Annotated in this window: 16 protein-coding genes; 4 read left to right on the forward strand and 12 right to left on the reverse strand. The window is 67.8% G+C overall.

Features of this window, described 5'->3' with window-relative positions; translation table 11 throughout:
- The first annotated feature begins 190 nt into the window (after nucleotides 1–190).
- The gene (locus DFJ67_RS35000) at nucleotides 191–2,215 is read left to right on the forward strand and encodes an anthranilate synthase family protein (RefSeq protein WP_116072924.1); all 2,025 of its coding nucleotides are present in this window, start codon (nucleotides 191–193) and stop codon (nucleotides 2,213–2,215) included.
- On the opposite strand, the gene DFJ67_RS35005 is transcribed toward DFJ67_RS35000, so the two are convergent.
- Complete coding sequence (locus DFJ67_RS35005) at nucleotides 2,121–2,783, reverse strand: response regulator (RefSeq protein WP_116072926.1); 663 nt, start codon at nucleotides 2,781–2,783, stop codon at nucleotides 2,121–2,123. The two genes, DFJ67_RS35000 and DFJ67_RS35005, sit on opposite strands and share 95 nt — an antisense overlap.
- Complete coding sequence (locus DFJ67_RS35010) at nucleotides 2,780–3,910, reverse strand: sensor histidine kinase (protein WP_116072928.1); 1,131 nt, start codon at nucleotides 3,908–3,910, stop codon at nucleotides 2,780–2,782. The genes DFJ67_RS35005 and DFJ67_RS35010 overlap by 4 nt, the downstream gene beginning before the upstream one ends.
- A gap of 154 nt (nucleotides 3,911–4,064) precedes the next feature.
- Here DFJ67_RS35010 and DFJ67_RS35015 point away from each other — a divergent pair, with 154 nt between their 5' ends.
- Nucleotides 4,065–4,514 (forward strand): DUF6069 family protein, encoded by a 450-nt coding sequence (locus tag DFJ67_RS35015; protein WP_147315731.1) that lies wholly within the window; start codon nucleotides 4,065–4,067, stop codon nucleotides 4,512–4,514.
- Here DFJ67_RS35015 and DFJ67_RS35020 read toward each other — a convergent pair.
- The 9 genes from DFJ67_RS35020 to DFJ67_RS35060 form a co-directional block, all read right to left on the reverse strand.
- Nucleotides 4,474–6,444 (reverse strand): multicopper oxidase family protein, encoded by a 1,971-nt coding sequence (locus tag DFJ67_RS35020; protein ID WP_116072932.1) that lies wholly within the window; start codon nucleotides 6,442–6,444, stop codon nucleotides 4,474–4,476. The two genes, DFJ67_RS35015 and DFJ67_RS35020, sit on opposite strands and share 41 nt — an antisense overlap.
- A gap of 13 nt (nucleotides 6,445–6,457) precedes the next feature.
- Nucleotides 6,458–6,880 carry a DUF6220 domain-containing protein gene (locus DFJ67_RS35025; protein WP_116072934.1) on the reverse strand — a complete coding sequence of 141 codons (423 nt, stop codon included), beginning with the start codon at nucleotides 6,878–6,880 and terminating at the stop codon, nucleotides 6,458–6,460.
- Between the two features lie 139 nt (nucleotides 6,881–7,019).
- A complete protein-coding gene (locus DFJ67_RS35030; protein ID WP_203783451.1) occupies nucleotides 7,020–7,889 on the reverse strand; it encodes an aromatic prenyltransferase in 870 nt (289 codons plus the stop codon).
- 20 nt (nucleotides 7,890–7,909) lie between these two features.
- Nucleotides 7,910–9,106 carry a hydroxymethylglutaryl-CoA synthase gene (locus tag DFJ67_RS35035; protein WP_116072938.1) on the reverse strand — a complete coding sequence of 399 codons (1,197 nt, stop codon included), beginning with the start codon at nucleotides 9,104–9,106 and terminating at the stop codon, nucleotides 7,910–7,912.
- 2 nt (nucleotides 9,107–9,108) lie between these two features.
- On the reverse strand, nucleotides 9,109–10,173 hold the full coding sequence (locus DFJ67_RS35040; protein WP_116072940.1) for a hydroxymethylglutaryl-coenzyme A reductase family protein: 1,065 nt from the start codon (nucleotides 10,171–10,173) through the stop codon (nucleotides 9,109–9,111).
- A complete protein-coding gene (locus tag DFJ67_RS35045) occupies nucleotides 10,170–11,267 on the reverse strand; it encodes a phosphomevalonate kinase (RefSeq protein WP_116072942.1) in 1,098 nt (365 codons plus the stop codon). Before DFJ67_RS35045 ends, DFJ67_RS35040 begins: the two co-directional genes overlap by 4 nt.
- Entirely contained in the window at nucleotides 11,264–12,265 is a 1,002-nt protein-coding gene (gene mvaD, locus DFJ67_RS35050; protein ID WP_116072944.1) for a diphosphomevalonate decarboxylase, read from the reverse strand. The genes DFJ67_RS35045 and mvaD overlap by 4 nt, the downstream gene beginning before the upstream one ends.
- Nucleotides 12,255–13,337 (reverse strand): mevalonate kinase, encoded by a 1,083-nt coding sequence (mvk, locus tag DFJ67_RS35055; protein WP_116072946.1) that lies wholly within the window; start codon nucleotides 13,335–13,337, stop codon nucleotides 12,255–12,257. The genes mvaD and mvk overlap by 11 nt, the downstream gene beginning before the upstream one ends.
- A complete protein-coding gene (locus DFJ67_RS35060) occupies nucleotides 13,337–14,503 on the reverse strand; it encodes a polyprenyl synthetase family protein (protein ID WP_203783453.1) in 1,167 nt (388 codons plus the stop codon). The genes mvk and DFJ67_RS35060 overlap by 1 nt, the downstream gene beginning before the upstream one ends.
- Nucleotides 14,504–14,664: 161 nt before the next feature.
- Here DFJ67_RS35060 and DFJ67_RS35065 point away from each other — a divergent pair, with 161 nt between their 5' ends.
- A complete protein-coding gene (locus DFJ67_RS35065; protein WP_116072950.1) occupies nucleotides 14,665–17,142 on the forward strand; it encodes a BREX system ATP-binding domain-containing protein in 2,478 nt (825 codons plus the stop codon).
- Between the two features lie 7 nt (nucleotides 17,143–17,149).
- Here the strand turns inward: DFJ67_RS35065 and DFJ67_RS35070 are convergent, their stop codons facing one another.
- Nucleotides 17,150–19,135, reverse strand: a complete 1,986-nt coding sequence (locus DFJ67_RS35070) for a helix-turn-helix transcriptional regulator (RefSeq protein ID WP_203783455.1) — start codon at nucleotides 19,133–19,135, stop codon at nucleotides 17,150–17,152.
- Nucleotides 19,136–19,596: 461 nt separating this feature from the next.
- On the opposite strand from DFJ67_RS35070, the gene DFJ67_RS35075 reads away from it, so the two are divergent.
- Nucleotides 19,597–21,768 carry an MMPL family transporter gene (locus tag DFJ67_RS35075; protein WP_116072954.1) on the forward strand — a complete coding sequence of 724 codons (2,172 nt, stop codon included), beginning with the start codon at nucleotides 19,597–19,599 and terminating at the stop codon, nucleotides 21,766–21,768.
- Nucleotides 21,769–21,906: the final 138 nt, after the last annotated feature.

The following is a 21,906-nucleotide window of genomic DNA, read 5'->3' on the forward strand; positions in this document are numbered from 1 at the left end:
GCGATCGACAGTAAATGCGTCTCCGACTCTGCGGCTACGACGCGGGCGGGTAGTGCCGGCTATTCAGCGGTTTACGCCACGCCACCGCGGCGTTAACGCGAATACGGGATGGTGCTTTCACGTCATGTGCCGGCGCCTTTCGTCACCGCAGTATCGAGGTGCGACCGGATCTCGGGCGAGGAGAAGCGACATGGACTGGACGGATTCCCGCACGGCAAGCCGTTCTGATCAGCTGGCCGGGCTTGGAGCGGACGGGCGCGCCTTCGCACTGCTCTACCGGCCAGGCACGGCGACGGACGCCGGCGTCACGGTCCTCACGGGCCAGATGTGTCGGGCGGACCGCCTCGCTGACCTGCCGGCGCCCGACGGCTCGGGCGCCGGCGATGACCTGCTCGTCGCCATCCCATACCGGCAGATCACCGAACGCGGCTACGACTGTCACGACGACCACGCACCCCTGCTAGCAATGCGGGTGCACGAGCAGTCCGAGCTCACCCGCGGACAAGCCCTCTCCGCTCTTGCCGAACGACACGTGGCGGTGGCGGACGCCGGGTTCGACGTCAGCGACGAGGACTACGCGGCGATCGTCAAGCGGGTGGTTGCGGACGAGATCGGGCAGGGCGCCGGGTCGAACTTTGTCATCCGGCGCTCCTACGTCGCCCGGCTGGACGACTACTCGGTCGACACGGAGTTCGCCATCTTCCGGCGACTGTTGTCAGGGGAGACCGGGTCGTACTGGACATTCTTGTTTCACACCGGCGCCGGAACGTTCGTCGGCGCGTCGCCCGAGCGCCACGTCAGCCTGCTCGACGGCACCGTCTCGATGAACCCGATCAGCGGGACCTACCGGCATCCAGCAACCGGTCCGGAGATCACCGGTCTGCTGGAGTTCCTGAACGACCCTAAAGAAGCGAACGAACTCTTTATGGTTGTCGACGAAGAACTGAAAATGATGGCGCGAATGTGCACCTTCGGCGGGCAGGTGCACGGCCCGTTCCTCAAGGAAATGGCACGCCTTACCCACTCCGAGTACGTTCTCACCGGGCAGAGCGATCTCGATGTGCGCGATGTGTTACGGGAGACCCTGCTCGCACCCACCGTCACCGGCAGCCCGCTCGAAAACGCCTTCCGGGTCATCACCCGCCATGAGACGACGGGTCGCGGATACTACGGCGGCGTCCTCGCGCTGATCGGCCACGACGCGGCCGGCAGGCGGAGGCTGGACTCCGCGATCATGATTCGGACCGCTGAAATCGACGGCGACGGCACCCTGCGCCTTGGCGTGGGCGCCACCCTTGTCCGCGACTCGAACCCGGAGTCCGAAGTGGCCGAGACGAAGGCGAAGGCCGCCGGGATGCTGGCCGCCCTCGGCCTCGCACCCGACGGCGCCGACCGCATGGCCGCGCCTGCTGCTGCCGGAGTCCGGCCCTCACCAGCCAGCCACCCGCTGGTGCAAGACGCGCTCCAGACACGTAACAGAACGCTCTCGCGCTTCTGGCTCGACGGCGTCCACCGGCGAGCCTCGGTTCCGGAGCTCGCTGGACGGCACGTGCTGGTGGTGGACAACGAAGACCTCTTCATGGGGATGCTCGGCCACCAGCTACGTGCGCTCGGTCTGCGGACGACGATCACACGATTCGACCATCCGCTGGCTCCCGACGACTACGACCTGGTCATCGTCGGCCCCGGGCCGGGCGACCCGAGTGACCTGACCGACCCCAGGATGGGCACCCTTCGTGCGCTCACCCGCGACCTGCTCGCCGGCAACGTGCCGTTCTTGTCCATCTGCCTCGGGCACCAGATACTCGCCGCCGAGCTGGGGTTCGAGATTGTCCGGCGCGTGCTGCCCAGCCAGGGCGTCCAGAAACGGGTCGACCTGTTCGGCCGGCCTGAGCTCGTGGGTTTCTACAACACCTACACCGCGAGGTCCGCACACGACGCCATCGCTCATGGCCAACGCGGGCCGACCGAGGTCAGCCGCAACCCCGAGACCGGTGAGGTCCACGCCCTGCGCGGCGACGGTTTCCGGTCGGTGCAGTTTCACCTCGAATCGATTCTGACCCAACACGGACCGCGGATCCTCGCTGAGCTACTCGGCTCCCTTCTCAGAGACGCCGAGCTCAGCGGATCTTGGGAGCGACCAGCCCAGACTCGTACGCGAAGACCACCAGCTGCGCACGGTCCCGTGCCTGGACCTTCGCCATGGCACGGTTGAGGTGCGTCTTCGCGGTCAGCGGGCTGATCACCATGTGGTCGGCGATCTCGTCGTTGGTCAGGCCCTGAGCCGCCAGGGCAACGGCCTCGCGCTCGCGGTTGGTCAGCTCCGTCATTCCTGAGCCTGGTGCGACGCCCAGGGGCTGTGCGACGTAGCGGCTGATCAGCATCCTGGTGATGGACGGCGCCAGCAGCGCGTCGCCGCGCGCCGCGACCCGCACGGAATGCAGGAGATCATCGGGTTCGATGTCCTTGACCAGGAACCCGGCGGCGCCGGCGCGCAGGGCGTGGAACACGTACTCGTCGAAGCCGTAGTTGGTCAGGATGACGACGCGGACACCGGCCAGCTCGGGGTCAGCGGCGATGCGCCGGGTCGTCTCGATGCCGTCCATGACGGGCATCTGGATGTCGACGAGCGCGATGTCGGGTAGGTGTTCCTTGGCGAGAGCCAGGCCCTCCTTGCCGTTGGCACCTTCAGCCACGACCGCGATGTCGTCTTCCGCGTCAAGGAGCGTGCGGAAGCCGTTGCGCAGGAGCGGCTGGTCGTCGAGCAGCATGATGCGGATCATGAGATTTGCGCCACCGGAAGCTCGGCTTGGACAGTGAATCCACCCTCGTGGCGGGCTTCCGCCCGGAGGCGGCCGCCCAGGGCGGTGACTCGTTCGCGCATCCCCACCAGTCCGACCCCGGGTGCGGCGGAGGAATCCGGTTTCGCTGTGCCGTTGTCGTCGACCCGGATGGTGAGCCCGTCCGGGAGGTAGGCGATCCGGATCGAAGCCGTCGCCGAGCCGGAGTGCCGAGCGGTGTTGGTGAGCGACTCCTGGATGATCCGATACGCGGTGCGGTCCACCGCGTCTGGCATGTCCTGCCGTTCCCCCTCGACCGTCAGGGTGGTGGTCAGCCCGATGCCACGAGCACCCGCCAACAGCTGCGGTAGGTGATCGAGCCCGTGGGACGGCGACTCGTTCTCGTCGCGCAGGGTCTCGAGCGTCGCTCGCAGCTCGCGGCTCGCCTCGCGACTCGCCTGCTGGATAGCCAGCAGGGACTCCGCGACCTCTTCTCCGCGCTTGCGGGCGATGTGGACCGCGACCTCGGACTGCACCTTGATGATCGAGATCTGGTGGGTGAGCGAGTCGTGCAGCTCACGCGCGATGTGCAAGCGCTCCTGGGTGGCGCGGTGACGCGCGGTCTCCTCGCGGGTGCGCTCCGCGTCGTCTGCCCGCCGCTCCGCCAGCCGCAGCGCCTCACCCGCGGCCGCGGCCGCGACCAACCACGCCAGTTCGAGGACGTGGCGCGCCTGTGCCAAGGCCTCTTTCGTGGGGCCGTCGAGGGGCGAGGCCATGATCGCCAGTGGCAGCGTGACCAGCATGACGAGGCTCGCGACCAACGCGACGATCCGGTGCCCGGCGCGTACGGTCGCGTAGACCGCCCATAGGTATCCGACTGCGGGAACGTCGAACCCGATGGCGTTGTAGCCCAACGCACACAGGCCCGTGACAACCAGGACGGGAATCGGTGCCCATCCGCTGATGCCCAGTGCGAGCCCACTGATCACCAACAGGACGTAGCCGACCAGCTCATAGTCGGTGGCGGCGTGGTCCGAGGCCAGCGCGACGGTCAGCAGACCTATCGCGATGCAGACCGCGATGATCCAACTCCTGAACCGACCCCAGAGCGTGGACATACCCGTCCTCATGTTGGCACTTTAGCGGCAGCGCGTGACACGCGAATCCTGCCGACGGAGGAAACACGACTACCGCATCCGCAGTAGTCGTGTGAACGCTTCTGTGGAACGGCGCCAAAATCTACAATAGACATATCATCGCACCGATCGAACAGGAGCCGTCGCATTGGCCGCGATAGCACCCAAGCCCCTGCCCCGTCTGGTCCGGATTCTGCGCACCGGACCAGTGTGGTCGGTCGGCATCCTGGCCGCTCTCGCCGCCGCCGTCGTGACGGAGGCGTTCTCACTTCTGGCCCGGGTCGCCGGCGTTCCGATGGCCGCAGCTGGCGTGTGGGAGCAGCATGCGGCGCACATCCCCATTGGCTACATCGCCCGCAGCGTCGTGCTCTGGTCGATCGGCGGGATCGTCCTCGCGGTAGCGCTGGACCGCTGGGCCAGGAGACCCGCACGGACGTTCGTCATCACCACGGTCGCGTTCACCACGCTCTCCCTCGCCGCACCCGTCCTGGCCCGCGACACCGCGGTTTCGACCCAGATCGTGCTGGCGGGCGCGCACGTAATAGCTGCCTCCGTGGTCATCGCCATCCTGGCGAGGCGGCTCGCCGCCGGCCGTTGACCGCCGCCGCACCGGAGTGGTCAGCGTGTGCGAAGGGCGAGTGGACGTCCTCATAGGCGAGCCGGAGCATCATGCCCTGCTCCTGATGCGGCAGGTTGTGGCAGTGGTTCATCCAGATCCCCGGGTTGTCGGCCCGGAACGCCACGTCCCAGACCTCCCCGGGCCGCACGTCGAAGGTGTCCACCCACAGCGGGCTGCCCGACGATCGCGTCCCGTCCCGGGAGAGGACCAGCACCGGGTGGCCGTGCAGGTGCCAGGGGTGGGTTTCCAGGCTCCGGTTGACCACGGTGAAACGGACGATGTCTCCCTCTGCTACGACGTGGTCGGGAATCGACGGGTATCCGCGCCGGTCGACGGTCTGCGCGAACGTGGGGCGACCGTCGACGGTCGCCAGGGCACGGTCCAACACGATCGTGAAGCGCCGGTCGGCGTGGTCGACGTCGAACGGCGCGGTCACCGGTTCGCCGTAGCGGAGCAGATCGAGCTCCGGCCAGTCGCCCACGTCGGGCGGAGCCGGGTCGTCACCGATGTACCCGGCCGGGCGTAACAACACTCCATCATTCCCGTCGTTGTCGAGCAGGAGTGCGACCGGCGTGTCCGGCATGGCAAGGACGACGTCATAGCGTCCGCCTGCCGGCAGACGCAACCCGATCTCGCGGACCTCGCCAGGGCGGTGCAGGTCCCGCCCGTCGACCGCCGCCACCCGGAATGTCACGCCGGTGAGCGCGAATCGGTGTGGAGTCGAATCCGTATTGATCAACCGCAGCCGTACCAGCGCGCCCGGACGGACGACGTGGATGGTCCGGCCTGCCCGGTCCCCGAGGATCGTCGTGTTGTCGAACGTGTGCACCGGCAACGTGAGATCCAGTTCCTCGAGCTCTTGCCCGGTCCGCGGCCGAACGACGAGCGTGCCGTAGAGCCCCCTGCGTACAGCCGGATGCGATGCCTGATGGGTGTGGTACCAGTAGGTTCCGACCTGGTCGGCGCGGAACCGGTAGACGAACTCGCCGCCGGGGGTGACCGCGTGCTGCGTGACACCCGGCGCACCGTCTTCACCGCACGGCACGTCGTAGCCATGCCAGTGCACGGTGACGCCATCCGCGATATCGACGTTACGGAGCGTGACCTCGATCAGGTCGCCCTCCATGGCGGTGATCGCCGGGCCGGGCAATTGACCCTCGTAGGTCCACGCGTCGACGCTGCCCCCAGACGGGAGTGGGACGGCGGCTGTTCTAGCGGTGAGGGTGTGTCGCCGGGTAATGCCACCTGGCGCGGGTCCATCGGGCCCCCGCAGATCGGTCACTGATACCCGCCCGTCGGCTGCTACCGCGGCTGGCCTCCGGAACAGCAGGGCGACACCGCCGCCGCCGGCGGCCAGGGTGGCCAGGCCGCCTGCCAGACCCAGAAAGCTGCGCCGGGACATCCTGGACCCGTCAGCATGTGCCCTCGAATCCTTGGCCTCACCGCGCGGCACCGGCGCCGCGACCACGCGCACGGTCAGGAGAGAGGCAGCACCGACGAACGCCACGGCGATCAGAGCCGTGCTCCACGCCAGCGGGTAGCCGGCGAGGAGGGTCACCAACAGGCCGGCCAGCGCGGCGTACGCCGCGGTCAGCAGTGCGACGAGCCCACCACCTGAGGTGCGGCGCGCTGCCCAGAGAGGAGGTCCAGCGATGACCACTGCTGCTAGCCCGGCGATGACGAGCATCGGGAGGCCGAGGAGGACCTTCTCCTGCACGAACCACCAGCCGCGGCTGGACAATGCAGCCACGGTGGCCAGTCGCACGACGGTCGCCGCCGCCGCTGCGATAAGCAGCCCCGACGCGAGCCGGTGGCGGCGGCCGGCTACGGCGACACCGGTCGCGAACCAGGCGGCGACGACCGCCAGTGCGACACCGTGGTCCAGCAGGATCAGTTGGACCGTGGTCATGATGCCGATCGCACTAGCTGGCCGTCCGCGCGCTGTGCGCCGGGGCCGCCTGCTGCCGCGACGCCATCAGGACGTTGCGAAGCACCGCCATGATGACCAGGCCGTTGACGGCGTGCAGGCCGAACACGATCTGCCCGGCCGTGGTCGTGGTCCCTTCGTCACCGAAACCCTTGGCGACGACAGCGATCACCGGTTGCAGGAGCGTGAGCCCGGCGACGAGGCCGGCCAGACCGATGATCCGACCAGGCATCCTCGCAACGGCGGCGGCCAATGTCAGGACGATGGCCAGGATGACAGTCAGGTAGCCGAGGGAGCGGTGCGGTTTGAACGCCTCGTCGACCGGCCCATTGTCGAATGCGCCGGAGCCGGCCAGGAAGAACTGAATGACGACCACGACCATCAACAACGCGGCGACGCCAGCGAACGCTTTGCGCATGGGAATGCCCTTTCGGTCAATTGGTCTCACGCCGACGATGCCGGTGATATTTCCAGCAATGGCGGCCGGTGTCCACGACTACATTTGCGGTAGTGAGGACTGCATCCGCAGTAGGACAGTCTTCACCCGCAGTACACCGTCAGATGAAATTCACCGCGCCAGGCTTCCATTTATAATGCGATTCGAGCTTGTAGTACTCGCCGTGAGGAGTGAGCGCGACGCCGTAGACGAATTTGCGGTCATCGCCACCGTACGGGACGCTCTGCACGAACTTCTCGATCGCGGGCTCGACGGGAACAGGCAGTTTTGTCAGGTCGGTGGTGGCGGCGGCGTAGCAGATGCGCTCGATTTTCGGCGAGTCCCATCCGAGCGTCACGTAGAGCCCGAACGCTTTCCCGCCGAGTTTGAGCATCTGCTCGGTGGGTTCGGCCATCCCAAGTTCGGCAAGCGTCGAATGAATGGAGGTCGGCTCGAAGCTCTCGGCGGGAACGTCGTTGAAGTAGACGTTCACCGTGCGGTTGGGATAGTCGATCCCCAGCACTCCGACGCGGTCGTCCAGGCCGTGTCGGACGAAGAACTCGGCGTTCTCGGCAAGGCTGCGCGGCATGGCCGGGATGGCGGCTAGCTTCGACACTTCCTGAAGGTCGTCCGGCGTGAACGCGCCGTAGATCTTCTTGAAACCGCCGACGACGCCGAAGTCGATGCCATGACTCTCGACGAAACACCGGTCGTGAATGTCCGACAGCAGCGTGCCCACCGGGTGGTCCGTCGCCGGCGTCAGGCCCTTCGAAAGGGCAAGGGCGTAGGGGTCACGGACGTCTGGGTGTGTCCTGAATCGACAATCCAGCTCGCCCGCGTGCCGCAGCGCGGTCGCCACCCGGAACGCGACCACGGCGGCAGGATGCGTGAACGCCTCCTCGTAGGTGGACAGGATGGGCCAGACCGTGTCACGTGAGCACGGCACGTCCAGCAGCCGGGCCGATTCCTCGATGGTGGAGTAGAGCTCCACCGATTCCGAATTTCCTGACATCACGCCTCCAGGTGCGGGTTGCTGGTCAGCTCATAGATGCGCTTGTGGCCGGACAGGCCGGCCAACCGGAACGGCCCCGTCGTCTCGCGTGGCACGGGGTAGTTCCCCCCGTCCACCGGAAAGGCGTGCTCGTGGATCGCGCGGTACCTGGCGTAGTCGATCTCCTGCCGCCGGCTGATCACCGCACGGTGCGCCGCCGATCGCAGGTGGGCGCGGTAGCCCGGGGTCACCGTGCCGGCGAAGAACTCCGCGACCGCGCCGGATCCGTAACTGAGGAAGCCGATAGTCCGGTTGGAGAGGTCGTCGGCGTTGTCGAGCAGCGCCGCGAGCCCCAGGTACATCGAAGCGGTGTAGCTATTGCCGATCACGGCGTTGTACGCCGTCGTCGGTCCGACGGCGCGGTCGACCGCGCCCGTGTCGACCTCGCGCCCGCAGTAGTTGAGCAGGTGGACGTGTGCTTTGTGGGCCATCTTCGTGAACGGCTGGTGGTAGCAGAAGGCGCTGAACTCCCCGAGGGAACGACCGCCCCGCTCGGTGTAGTCCTTCCACGTGCCCTCCACCGCCTGTAGGTAGGCGGAAATGGACTCGCGCCCGTCGACCAGCGCGGTCGTGCGATAGTTCGGTCGCCAGAAGTCCATGACGTCGGCGGTGAACAAGCCGGACGGTTCGTCGACGCGCACCAGCGCTGGTGCGGCGCTGACCAGCATCGCGACCGCTGCCGCGCCCTGGGTGGCTTCGCCCGGACTACCGAGGTCGTACTTGGAGAGGTCGCTGGCGATGACGAGGACCTGCTCCGCGGGGTCGCGATGGACCAGGCTGACCGCGAACTGCAAACCTGCCGTGCCGCCGTAACACGCCTGCTTGAGCTCGACCACGCGAGTCGCGGAGGGCAACCCGAGCAGCGAGTGGACATGAATGCCCGCTGCCTTCGCCTGGTCGACCGCCGACTCGGTCGCGAAGACGACCGTGCGGATCCGGTCGGCGCTGTGCCGCTGCAGGATCGGAGCGGCCGCGGCGGCCGCCATGGTCACGATGTCTTCGTCGAGGGCAGGCATGCTCATCGAGCGCTGGCCTATCCCTCTTTCGTACTTGCCGAGGTTCGCGCCGTTCTGCGCGGCCAGCGTCGCGTGCGTCAGCATGTACTGCGTCGACGCGATCGAGAGGTCGTGAATTCCGATGGCGATCTCGCTGGGCATCGCTACCCTCCGATCTTCGCGGTTGTATCGGCACGTTCGAGCCGGACGTGTGCGTGCATCAGCTCGCCGGGATTCGTCTGAGCGGCAAGCAACGACAGCTCCCCGCACAGCACCGTCGCGGCGGCGATGACCGCGAGCCGGCGCGCGTTTTCACCGGGTTGGCGGGTGTCCCGGCAGCCGAGCCGGGTCAGGTTGGCCTCGACGAAGTCGAGGCCCTTGCCGTTGCCGACAGTGCCGACGATCAGGTTCGGCACGGTGCAGGAGAAGTACAGATCGCCGTCGCGGTCCTCGGCGACGGTGACACCTTGGGAGCCCTCCACGATGTTGGCCGCGTCCTGGCCGGTGGCCAGGTAGAACCCGAGCAGCATGTTCGCGTAGTGGGCGTTGGCGGAGCGGATGCCGCCGGCCAGGAGGGTGCCGATCAGGTTCTTGTGCACGTTGAGCTCCGCGATCGCTCGCGCGGTGGTGCGCAGCGACCGGTGGACGAGCTCCCGGGGCACCAGCAACTCGGTAACCACGTTCTTGCCGCGGCCGAGGATGCCGTTGACCGCGGTCGCCTTCTTGTCGGTGCAGTAGTTTCCGGAGATCGAGCCGTACGAGATCCCAGGGACCGTCCGCAGGATGTGTGTCAGCAGAGCGTCGGCCGCGAGCGTGGCCATGTTGTGTCCCGATGCGTCCCCGGTGCTGAAGTCGAACCGCAGGAACAGCAGGTTCGCCGTGATCTCGTGGTGGAACCCGAGCAGTTCGACGAACCTGCCGCAGGTACGCACGATCGCGCGCAGTTCGTCGAGTCGCGCGTCGACCTCTAGCGAGGCGAGGTACGCGGTCTGCGCGTCGGTTGCGCGAACGAGGACGGACCGAGTCATCCGCTCGTCGACCAGAGTCGCCACGATGCCCGGCTCGACCATCATGGAGATCCGTGCGCCCCGGCCCACGGATGGCCACAACGGCGACTCGTAGGTAGCCAGCGGCACCGCCGTCTCGATCGCGCCCACGTTTCCAGAGATCCGCAGCGGTCCGACCCACTTCATCGGCACACCGGCGGTCAGGTCCTGATCCGTGTTCATGCTTCGCTCCCCTTCGTGGGCTGGACCCGAATCGGCAGGGGAAGCACCCCGGCCTCGGCCCACTGCTCCCGCAGCCGTACGACGTCTGTGGCAGCGGCAGCGTCCAGCAACGCGATGCCGCAGTCGCCTCCCCCGGCGCCCGATGGCTTGGCCGCCGCGCCGATCGCCTCCGCCGCCGCGCAGAGCGCGGTGAGCTTGGCGGTGAAGATGCCGAGCCCAAAGTCGTCGTCCAGGTCGGCGAGCACCTGGCGAGCCCCCCGAACCTCGCTCAGCAGCGCGTCGTCGTCTCCATGGTCGAGAGCGTGGATCGCGGCCCGGACCCGCTCGTCACTGCGTGCAAGGAAGCTCGGCTGCGGCAAGCCCCGGCTTCGTAGCCGGCCGGCCAACACGGACGTCTTCGCCGGTTGGCCTGTCCACCCCACCTCCAGGGTCAGGTCGCGCGGCGGCGGCAGCATGCGCACGGCGAAGCCCGGCCACGGCGCGCACATGGCGCGCCCGATACCGTCCCGTAGCGCCATGTCGCGGACGGCGGCGCGGTCGGGTGCCTGGTAGGCGATCCATCCGCCCCAGGCGCTGGCAGCCAGATCGCCCCCGGACGATCCGGCGCCGGTCGCGAGCATGGACAGACGGAAGCGCTCGTCGGGAGACAGGTCCATGCCGGCACACGCGGCGACCGCGGTGACGGTGGCGACCGTGACGGCGCCGCTCGAGCCCAGCCCGAACTTGACGCCGTCGCGGTGCAGGCGGCTGCTGATCGAGACATGCACCGCCGGAAGCGACTGGCCGCGCTCGGTCAGCAGCGCGTCGACCACCTCGATCGCCGACACCACGTGGCTGAGGTCGTGCTGCACGCGGCTGCGGTCGCCGTCGTCGATTCCCACGAAACCGCCGTCGTGTCGCCGCAGCCGCGTCGGCCCGATGCACAGGTCGGATTCGACCACGGCGTCGGTGTCGCCGCCGGTCGACACCGTGGCGGTCACCTCCCGGTCCACGGCGACCAGGATCGCCGGGTGCCCGGGTTCGAGCACGGCGTACTCGCCGGCGATGAAGAGCTTGCCGGGAGCGCGCCGGCTGACCGTTCGCGGGCCTGTCACCGCTGGTACCGCGTTCGAAGTCCGGCGCCGGGCCCACGGCGGGCGGTGACTACCGCGGATCCGGGCGCGGCGGCGCGCACGGTCTCGGCGACCCGGGGCGCGTCCGCGGGGTGGCAGAGGACCTTGACGTTCGGCCCGGCGTCCATCGTCGCGTACGCCGACACCCCGTCAGCCCGCAGCAGCAGGACACTGTCGAGCACGGCAACGGTGGCGGGCGACAGGTAGCGCACTGCCGGGCGCGCGGCGAGCATCGTGGCGTGCATACCAAGGGCGTTGCGCTCGGCGATCTCGCCGACCTCGTCAAGGTCGCCGCGGCGCAGCGCTGTGCGCATCGCGGCCAGGTCGGTCCGGCTCGCCTGCACCCACGGCCAGTAGAGCGGCGACGTCTCCACGGTTAGCCGCATCGCCGCGCGGCTCGACACCGGCTTCGGGCCGGCGTTCACCACCGCGATCACCAGTGCCGGGTCGAAGTCGGGCACCGACAACGGCTCGGCGTAGGCGTTGAGGTCCGCGTCCGCGGAGATACCCCGGCTCGCGTAACAGATCGCGAAACCGCCGAAGACCGACCGGGCCGCCGACGCGGATCCACGCCGAGCCAGGCGCGACAACGCAGTGGGATCGAGATCGAGACCGTACGCCGCGCCGGCGGCGACGGCCAGGGCGGCGAACCCACTCGCCGACGAGGCGAGCCCGGCTCCGGTGGGTACGGCGTTGCGGGTATCCACCGTGGCCGCCTCGGACCGTCCGGCCAACTCCCGGACGAGATCGAGAAACGCGGTGATGCGTTGCCGTGGCTCGCCTTCCGCGGCTGCGCCGTCGAGCGTCACCCGATCTGCCCGCTCGTCGGGGCTGACCCGGACGGTGGTCACGGTCGGGAACACGTCCAACGTCATCGAGAGGCTGTCAGCGTTGGGGATCACCAGCTTCTCGTCACGCTTGCCCCAGTACTTGATCAGCGCGATGTTGGGGTGGGCGACGGCCGTGTGGTCAACTGCCATGGGTCGCGAACCTCCCCACCGGCACGAGCCAACTGCGGGTGGCGCCGGCGGTGCGGAGTCGTTCAGCGACCGCGCCGGCGCTCGCCAGGTCGGCCGCCAGCGCGATCATGCAGCCACCCAGCCCGCCGCCACTGACCTTGGCGCCCAACCCGCCGGCCGCGAGAGCCGCGTCGACCATGGAGTCGATCTGACCCGTGCTGATCCCGATCTCGCGCAGCAGTCGGTGGTTCTCGGTCAGGCGCTCACCGAAGTCGGCGACCCGGCCGCGCCCGAGGTCGTACAAAGCTCCGATCGTCAGGCTCGACACCTGGCGAACGAACGCGTCCAATTCCTGCGGAGCGCGCTGAAACCTGTCGCGCAACAGCTCCACCGCATCCTTGGTGTTGCCGGCCACGCCGCTGTCCGCAATGACGAAGATCCCGTCGAAGCCCCAGGGCCGATGCACGTCAGAGGCGGAGGTCCAGCGGCGAGAGTTGGTCGCAGCGTAGTCAGCGACTGCGATGGGCAGTTCGCGTGCCGCGCCGTCGCGGAAGTAGAGCGCGGATGTCGCGCCGGCGGCGAGGGCGTCGATGCCGCTCGCGCGGCCGTGTGCCAACGTTTCTGAAACCTGCACGAGATCGAATACCGCGCGGGCGTCTAGCCTGCGGTCGAAAAGGTCCGCCAGCGCGAGTACCGCAGCGCGCGCGCATGCGGCGCTCGAGCCGAGTCCAGCGCCCCGCGGCACGGCTGAGTCGATGAGCACGTTGACGGACATCCGTTCCGTGACGGCGGTTCGCTCCTTGAAGACCGACACGAGCTCCTCCAGGTCGGCCGAGCCGAAGGGCGTCGCGGACGTGCCGCCCGATCCGCTGACGGCGAATGAGACCCGGTCCGCGCTGTCGCCCGGATCCGTGCGCCGGGTGGCCGTCGCGGTCGCCGCCAACTGCGGAACGGGGATGGCCAATGCGGGTGCGCCATAGACGACCGCGTGCTCCCCGAGCAGGATGGCTTTGCCGTGGGCGCGCCCGATACCGACGCGGGTGCCTTCAGCCGGTTGGCGGCCTGTGAAGGTGAGTGATTTCGCGGTCGACATCACTGCGTCCGCTGCGTCGCCTTGATCGCCATCTCGGCGAGCTGGTGTTTCGCGTAGGCGGTGGCGGTGCTCGCCTCCAGTGCGACCATGGCGCGTTCCGACAGGTGCGCGATCTCCGACTCGATCTGGTCCACGGCACCGATGTCGACGAGGATTGCGCGGACACGCGCTAGGTCTTCGCCGGAGAGCTTTCGACCCACCTTTTCCCTGAGGAAACGCGCCGCGTCGGGATCGCGTTCGTCCCCGAGCTTGAGTGCCGTCGCGAGCAGCACCGTGCGCTTGCCCTCGCGCAGGTCGTCACCCGAGGGCTTGCCCGTCACGGCCGGATCGCCGAACACACCGAGCAGGTCGTCACGAAGCTGGAACGCGATCCCGATGTCGGCCCCGAATGCCCGGTAGGCGGCCACGAGATCAGCGTCCGCGCCAGCGATGGCAGCGCCGAAGTGCAGCGGGCGTTCCACCGTGTACGAGGCCGTCTTGTAGCGGATGACACTGCGCGCCTGGTCGACGTCTTCGTTGCCGCTCATCTGGGTGATCAGGTCGTTGAGTTGGCCGTACATGACCTCGGTGCGGACCGCCGACCAGACCGGGGAGATGCGGGTATGCGCGTCTTCCGGCAGCCCTGATGAACGGACCAGGACGTCGGCCCAGATCAGCGCGAGGTCGCCGATCAGGATCGCGGTGCCGTTGCCGAAGGTCTCGGGATCTCCCGAGAAGCCCCACGCCCGGTGCCGCTCGGCGTAGGCCACGTGCGCGGCCGGGCGGCCACGGCGGGTCCGGGATGCGTCGATGATGTCGTCGTGGATCAGTCCGGATGCGTGCAGCAACTCGAAGCCCGCGCAGGCGGTGAGCACCGCGCCCGCGACCGGGGCTTCCGGGTCACCGCCTGCGCCCAGCCAACCCAGCCAGGCGAAGGCCGGCCGGAGGCGCTTGCCACCGCGCATCACGAAGCTCTCGAGCTCCGCCACGGTTGCGGCGAAGTCACTTCCGAAAACGTCTGCTTCCGCGCGCCGCGCGGTGAAGAAGTCCCGCATCGCGACATCGACAGCGGCGGCGCTCAGTGCGGCATCGAGATAGCTGACCGTCATTGTCTTTTCCCCAGCCGGGGCGCCCAATACCGGATCGACATGGTACGACGGTAAGCGCCGGATGGGGGCAGTGCCCACTACTCGCGCGAGTAGTGCAGGCTAGCAACGGCAACCCCGCTACGTCGCTGCGGATACCCGTATAACTGAGTAGGCCCGTACATCCACGTTGTTCAACTGACGGGTTTGGACAGTTGAACAACGTACGCGGACGAATCTCCAGAGAAACGCGGGGTGGCAGCATGAATGCCTTGGTGGGGCGCGATCATATACTGTCCTCATTGGTCGGACAATTGGACGCCACCCGGCAAGGAAAAGGCGGCTGCGTGGTGGTCGAAGGACCGTTCGGCAGTGGGAAGACCCATGTGCTGAAGGCCGCCGCCATGGAGGGCGCCGAACGCGGCCTGACCGTGGTCGCCGGCCGGACCAGCGTCACCGACCAACCGATCCCCATCCACTTGCTGATCAACTTCCTCCGGCACGCGACTGCGGATCAGGCCGACATCGATGACCTGCTACGCCCGGGAACCAACCCGTTCTGGCTGATCGACCGGGTCGGCGAGCTCACGGCACGCGCGGCACGCCAGCATCCACTCCTCGTCGTCCTGGACGATGCCCAGCGCATCGATGACGTGAGCGCTCTGGCGCTTCGCGGGCTGGTGCAGTCGCTGGCGTCGGCACCGGTGCTCTGGCTGCTCGCCCGACGCCCGATACATAGCCAACCGTTGGCCCAGTCGGTCTTCGAGTGGCTGATCGACCATGCCGCCACGCGCCACCACCTCGACACACTTACCGAACAGGCCGTGACCGAGCTGTGCACCTCCTTCCTGGGAGCTCGGCCGGACTCATCCGTACTCGGCTGGGCCGCCCGCTGCGACGGCAACCCGTGGCTGATGGAGAACGTCTTCAGCGCGCTCATCAAAGCGGGGCAGATGATCATCACGGACGGGGCGGCGTCCGTGGTAGCCGAGCACCTGCCCGACGGCGTACGCACTCTGGTCCACGACCTCATTGATGGCTTCTCGCCCGCAATCCGTCAACTCCTCGTGGCCGGCAGCCGGGCCGGTGGCACGTTCACGGCCGCCGAGGCGGCAGAGGTGGTAGGCGACTCGTCCCTCGATTTGTCCTCCGCGGTGGAGGAGGCGGTGCGGGTCGGCTTGATCCGAGACGTCGGTGCCGACCTCGCGTTCCATCACCCGGTGATCCAAGAAGCACTCCGGGCCGAGGCGCCTCCCTCGGCTCCCCTGATCCGTCCTTTGCCACCGCCGTGCGGCTGCGAGGAGCTGACGACCGCGGCCATCGCTCTTCTCGGACGAATCGATGATGGTCCGCGCACGCTCGCGCGTGCCCTGCGGCTGCTCGCCAGTGCGGGACGCGGCGGTGAGGCCCACCGCCTCGCGGACCTCGCCCTGCGTTCCGGCCTCGAGCCGGCGGCCGAGGCACGCCTGGTGCTCGATCTGGCGCCGGGGTTGCGGGACGCCGGCGGGACCGGCGCAGCGGCGGCGTTGCTCGCCCGGACGCTGGCAAGGGGGGACATCTGCGAGCTGGACCGAGCCAAACTTAACCGGGCGCTCGCGGAGGAAGCGGAGCCTACCGGCGGCGCGGCGCCGCCCTGGCGTAGCCGGTGGAACAGCCTGCGGCACGGTGATTCGTGTGAACGCCCGCTGTGGACCTGGCTGGTCCGCGGTCTCGTCGCCGCCGACCAGTTCGACGAGGCGGCCGCGGTCCTCGACGCGGTCCGACAGGAGGCGCGGGAGCGGGACGCGACATTGTCAGCGTCCCTCTGGCATGGCCATCGAGCCGAGCTGCTGGTCGCCCTCGGACAGATCAACGAGGCCCGGTCTGCGGCCGAGACCGCACTTCGGCTCGCCGACCGGTCGGCTCCCGAGGATGCGGTGCCGGCACACGCCGTGCTGGCCGGGGTCAGCCTGCATTACGGCGATCTTGTCGCGGCCGGCGACCACCTCCGCACAACCGAGCGGCTGACCACCGTGATGACGGCGGACCAGGCGCGGGTCGACTGGGCCCGCGCGCGACTCCACGCCGCCAGCGGACGGCCGGCGACGATGGTTCAATCCCTCGTCGACACAGCCGGGCACATCGCGCTCGACCCGTTGTTGTTCACTGAGACGCCGACGGCGGCGGCGGCGGTCATCCGGCAGGCCAAGCAGGCGGGGCTCCGAGCTGAGGCGCAACGGGCGGCCGACTTGGCCGCACTGACCGCGCGGCGCAATCCCGCGGTGCAGTCGTTGGCCGCCGGCGCCGCTCATGCCGACGGTCTCCTGCACGACGACCCGGTCGCGCTGCACCGCGCGGCAGACCTCTACCGGCTCGCGGGGCGTCCGCTGGCGGCCGGCGTCGGACTCGAGGATGCGGCGCGGGTGGCACGCAGTGTGCAGGGCGGCAATCCGTCGGTGCGCCTGCTCGAGAAGTCGGCGGCGCACAACGTACGCCGGCTGGGGCCGGAACGCCCTAAGTCAGGCTGGGAAAGCCTGACCAGTGCGGAGCTTCGCGTCGTACGCGCAATCGTCGACGGCAGGACCAACAGGGAGGCCGCAAGCATGCTGTTCCTGTCACCCCATACCGTCGACACTCATCTTCGGCGAGTGTTCTCGAAGCTCGCGATCAAGAGTCGCGTCGAACTGACCAAGCGCTTCATCGCGCACGAAGCACACCCCGCGATGCTCGCCAGCGCGCCGCAGTCGGGCTCGGCCAGCTGACCGGCGGTCAGCTGGCCGCTCCGTGCGCGTGACCGGCCCGGTAGTTCGCGTCCTCGTCCATCGAGTAGACCGCGGCCGTTCCCGTGTAGGTCGCCGCACCGCGAACGAGTTCGACACGGGTTCCGATGCCCAGCTTCTTGTAGATCTTCCTCAGGTGGTAATTGACCGTGTGCTGCGACAGATGCACCTGCTTGGCTATCTGCCGGTTGGTCAGGCCGACGCTGACCAGATAGGCGATGCGTTGCTCCATATCGGAAAGCGTCGACCAACACGCGGCGAGCGGCGAGCCCACGACTTCGGAATATGGCCCAGCGCCCTGCCGACCGTCCACCGGGGCCTTGGCCGCGTAGAGCTTGGCGAGCTCCTCGGTCGCCAGGGCAACCGAGATCGGGTCGGGCGACTGCACGATGATCAGCGACAAGGCGGCCGGAGCACTGTTGGCGAGCGCGTTGGCGTGCATGGCGGTCAGCCCGACGACTGAGAAGCCAGGGTTGTCGCCTGCGAGACCGTTCACCGTTTCCAGAACGCTTCGCTCGAGCTGCGAGTCGCTTACGTCACGCGCCAGAAGAACCAGGAATGCTGCGGCGCTCGGCACCTCGATATACAGGCTCGGCAGCGTCGGGAGGCAGCGGTATTTGCTGGACAAGAGCTGCGCTCCCGCGCGCGGTCCCGCCCGCTTCACCGCGATGAGCACTTCCGTCCACGCGTATTGCGCAGAATCGAGCACGGCATGCCGCGCCAAGCCTTCTTGCGCAAGCTGCGAATATCCTTCAGCTCGTGGTAGGTCTCCCATGTAGAAGGAGGCGATGCTGAGCACCGAGTATGCCAAGGGTAGAAGCATCGGAACTGCGTCATGCCCCATTGCGGCGGTCGCAGCCGCCGCCTCGCTGCGCGCATCTCCGATTCGGCCTGCCTGGAGATAGAGCCGTGCTCGCATCACCGCTGGGGCGGCCGTCCAGACCGGCAACGGAAGTGAACGCAACCCGGCTTCCACATCGCTAATCAGAGCTTCGGCCTTCTCGAACTCGCGAAGATTCGCAAATTTGCCGGCCAGCGCAAGCTGGAAATGGAGGCGCCATACCGGATCTGCACCTTCACCGTAATGCACGGCGGCGCGCCCCAGGCTCATTCCTTCCACCAGCTCGCCCAGGCGCCACAACCTGTTGGACCGCGTCATGAGCGCCATTGACGCAGCGATGTCACCCTGTTGGCTTCCCCGTTCCTGCAGGATCTGAGCTGACATCCGCTCGGCTTCATCGCTGTCGAGCAGCGAGTAACCGAGGATCAGCGACGCTTCCGCGTCGAGGCGAGCAGCGGCGGAGCTGCCCGGGCTGGCCAAAACCTCGCGGGCGACCCGGACGCCCGCTGTCGCATCCCCGCTGATCACGAGGCGATGTGCGGTCGAGCATGATCCGCCGGTGTCCTGTCTGACCAGAATGGACGACGTGTTCGAGCGCTCACCACTCCACGGCCGGTGGTCGTAGCGATGGTCGTGCGGCGCCGACAGCCCAATGGCCTCACGCCGCAGCGTTTCCCGGATCGGCGCCGGCATCGACGCGATCGTCCCCTGCAGGAGAAAGTCGCTCTGGAAGGCGAGCCGGTGCGCGGCGGCGATGATGAACCCGGCCGCCATCGCCTCCTCCAGTGGCGAGAGCAGGGTGGCGGCTGGTCGATCCAACATTCTGGAGACATCCTCCAACATGAATGATCGTCCGAGCGTCGCCGCGACCTTGAGGAAATGTTGGCAGCCGGCGGTCAAGTCGCTCAGCTGACGCTTCACCACGTCGAGAATGCGGCGTGGCACCCGGCGTTCGACCAGTTGGATTTTTCCGCTGCTCTCTCGGACTAGCCCTTCCTCGGTGAGTCCGAGCACGAACTCGGTCAGCATTTGGCGGCTGCCACCGGCGCCGGCCGCGAACTCGATGAGCTCGCGATCCGCCTCGACTCCGAGGATGTCCCGCAGGGTCTCCCCGTCCTGCGACCCGTTCAACATCGGCCCCCCGACGTTTGTTACCTTACTTATCGGCGATTTCTCTTTTTCGTTACGCGCTGCACGTCCCGTTGTCATAATCCCCCCGAGATTATGCGCAAAACCCGAACTTGACGGCTGTCCACGAATTTGATCATCGTAGCACAGGCGATGTCGACGATCTATCTCTTATCTGGCAGCCCAATGCCTGGCGCTTGGCACGTCTCACTGCGAACCCGTAGAATGCCGGTCAGCCCCTGCCGATATCGGACAGAAGCCGGCAATTGCCATCATCGATTCTCCACCCCCATCGGCCTGTGACGCGGGTTACTCTATTCGACCTCTATAGAGTGCGGTCTACAACAGATGGAGTACCGCGCCTGAAGTAGTCGGCGGCACAAATTGTCTTCATACGTATGTCGACGTGGGCGACAACCAAAACGAGCATTGAGACGTTGGGTTCAATGACGCGTGAGGGAGAAGAGATGCCTACCGAGACTCGCCGCACGGACGGGGCGTTGGCGGGACTGGCCCGGTTCTGTTTCCGGCGACGCCGCCTGGTCCTGTTGACCTGGGTCGTCGGAGTGCTGGCCCTGGCCTTCCTCGGCTTCCGCTTCGGCGCACCCTCCGACAACGCCTACTCCGGTGGCGACTCGCACTCGGCCAAGGCACAGGCCCTCATCGAGCAGCACTTCCCTGACCGCCAGGGCGACACCCTCACTCTCGCGATCAAGGCGACCAACGGCATAGACGACGCCGCCACCCGCCAACGAGTCGAGAAGGTCATCGCCGACCTCGCGGCATCGCCGGTCACGGGGCCCGTCACGTCGCCATACGACGATCCGACTCTCGTGACGCAGGACCGTCGCATCGCGCGCACCACCGTCCCGCTCACCGACATGGACGTGCCGAAGGCCGACGTCAAACCCCTGGTCGACATCGTCAAGGACGCCTCCGGCCAGGGCCTGACGCTCGGGCTCGGCGGAGACAAGGCAGAGAAAGCCGAGACACCACCGCAGGGGCCCGCCGAGGGCGTGGGTCTGCTGACGGCCGCGATCATCCTGTTCATCGCGTTCGGCTCGCTGGTGGCGATGGGCCTACCGCTGGTCACCGGCCTGATGGCGGTCCTCGGCGGCATCGGCGTGATGAAGCTCGTCGGCCATCTCGCACCTTCGCCCGACTTCACCATCTTGGTCGCCGTGCTGATCGGGCTCGGCGTCGGCATCGACTACGCGCTGTTCATCCTGACTCGCTACCGCGACAGCCTGCACGACGGAGACGATCCCGAGAGCGCAACAGTCACGGCCATCTCGACCGCGGGTCACGCCGTTCTCTTCGCCGGTACGACCGTGGTGATCGCGCTGCTGGGCTTGATCGCTATGGGACAGCGGATGATGACCGGCGTCGCCATCGGCGCGTCGACGGCCGTACTGGTAACGATGATCGCCGCAGTGACCCTCTTGCCGGCGTTTCTTGGCTTCATCGGCCGCCGAATCGACTCCCTGCGCCTGCCACGGCGCACGCCTCGGCGCCCGCGTGACGCCGCACCGCGGGAGCGCCGACCGCTGGCCGAACGCTGGGCGGGCGTCGTGCAGCGCCGGCCCGTAGTTGCCGCTCTCATCGCTACTGCGATCCTGCTCGCCCTCGCCGCGCCCGCGCTGTCGATGCGGCTGAGCCTGCCGGACGCCAGCGTGCAGCCACACGACCGAAGCAGCTTCGCCTCCCACCAGATCCTTTCCGAAGGCTTCGGCATCGGCTACGGCGCGCCCATGGTCTTCGCGGCCAAGGTCGACTCGCCGGGCGCCGATCTCGCTCCCGTCGTCGAAGCGGTCAGCACAACCCCGGGCATCGCCTTCACCACCCCGCCTGCGGTCAGCCAGGACGGTCAGGCCGCCATGTTCATGGCCTTCCCCAAGACCGGCTTCCAGGACGAGGCGACGACAGACCTGGTGCACAAGCTCCGCGACGAGGTGCTGCCCCAGTCGGCCCGCGGCACCGAAGTCTTCCTCGGCGGCCCGAACGCCGGCGCGATCGACTTCGCAGAGGAGACGAGCTCGCGCCTCCCCCTGATGATCACGGTCGTGATCGTGCTGTCACTGCTCCTCCTGATCCTGCTCGTCCGGTCGGTCACGATCGCCTTCCAGGCGGCCGTGATGAACCTGCTCTCGATCGGGGCTGCCTACGGCGTACTCGTGGCGATCGTCCAATGGGGGTGGTTGGGCTCCGTGCTCGGCTTCCCCACCGAGATGCCCATCACGACCTGGGTTCCGATGATGATGTTCCCACTGCTGTTCGGCCTCTCGATGGACTACGAGGTCTTCCTGATCTCGCGGATCCGCGAGGAGTACGAACGCACCGGCGACACCCGCCAAGCCGTCACCCGCGGCCTGGCGAAGACCGCCAAAGTGATCACCGCCGCGGCGGCAATCATGATCGCAATCTTCACGACCGCCGTCCTCGGCCCCGACGTCTCCGTCAAGCAGATCGGTCTGGGTATGGCCGTCGCCGTGCTGGTCGACGCCACCATCATCCGGATGATCCTCGTGCCGGCGATCATGGAACTGTGCGGCGAGGCCAACTGGTGGATGCCCGGACGTCGGTCACGGAAGGTCGCCTCGGCACCCCCGGCCGAGGTTGAGGAAGCGGCGAGAATCTGACCCTTCCTCGAGGAGGAGCGCGGGGCCCCCCAGGTCAGTGCACTGGCCGCCAATCCCCGCGCTCCTTTTCGATGTCGCCTACACATTCGAGTAGTGCGCAACTACCCGCGGCGATACCTCGCCGTTGTTGCTCCCGGT

The organism is Asanoa ferruginea (genome assembly GCF_003387075.1).
Lineage (GTDB): Bacteria > Actinomycetota > Actinomycetes > Mycobacteriales > Micromonosporaceae > Asanoa > Asanoa ferruginea.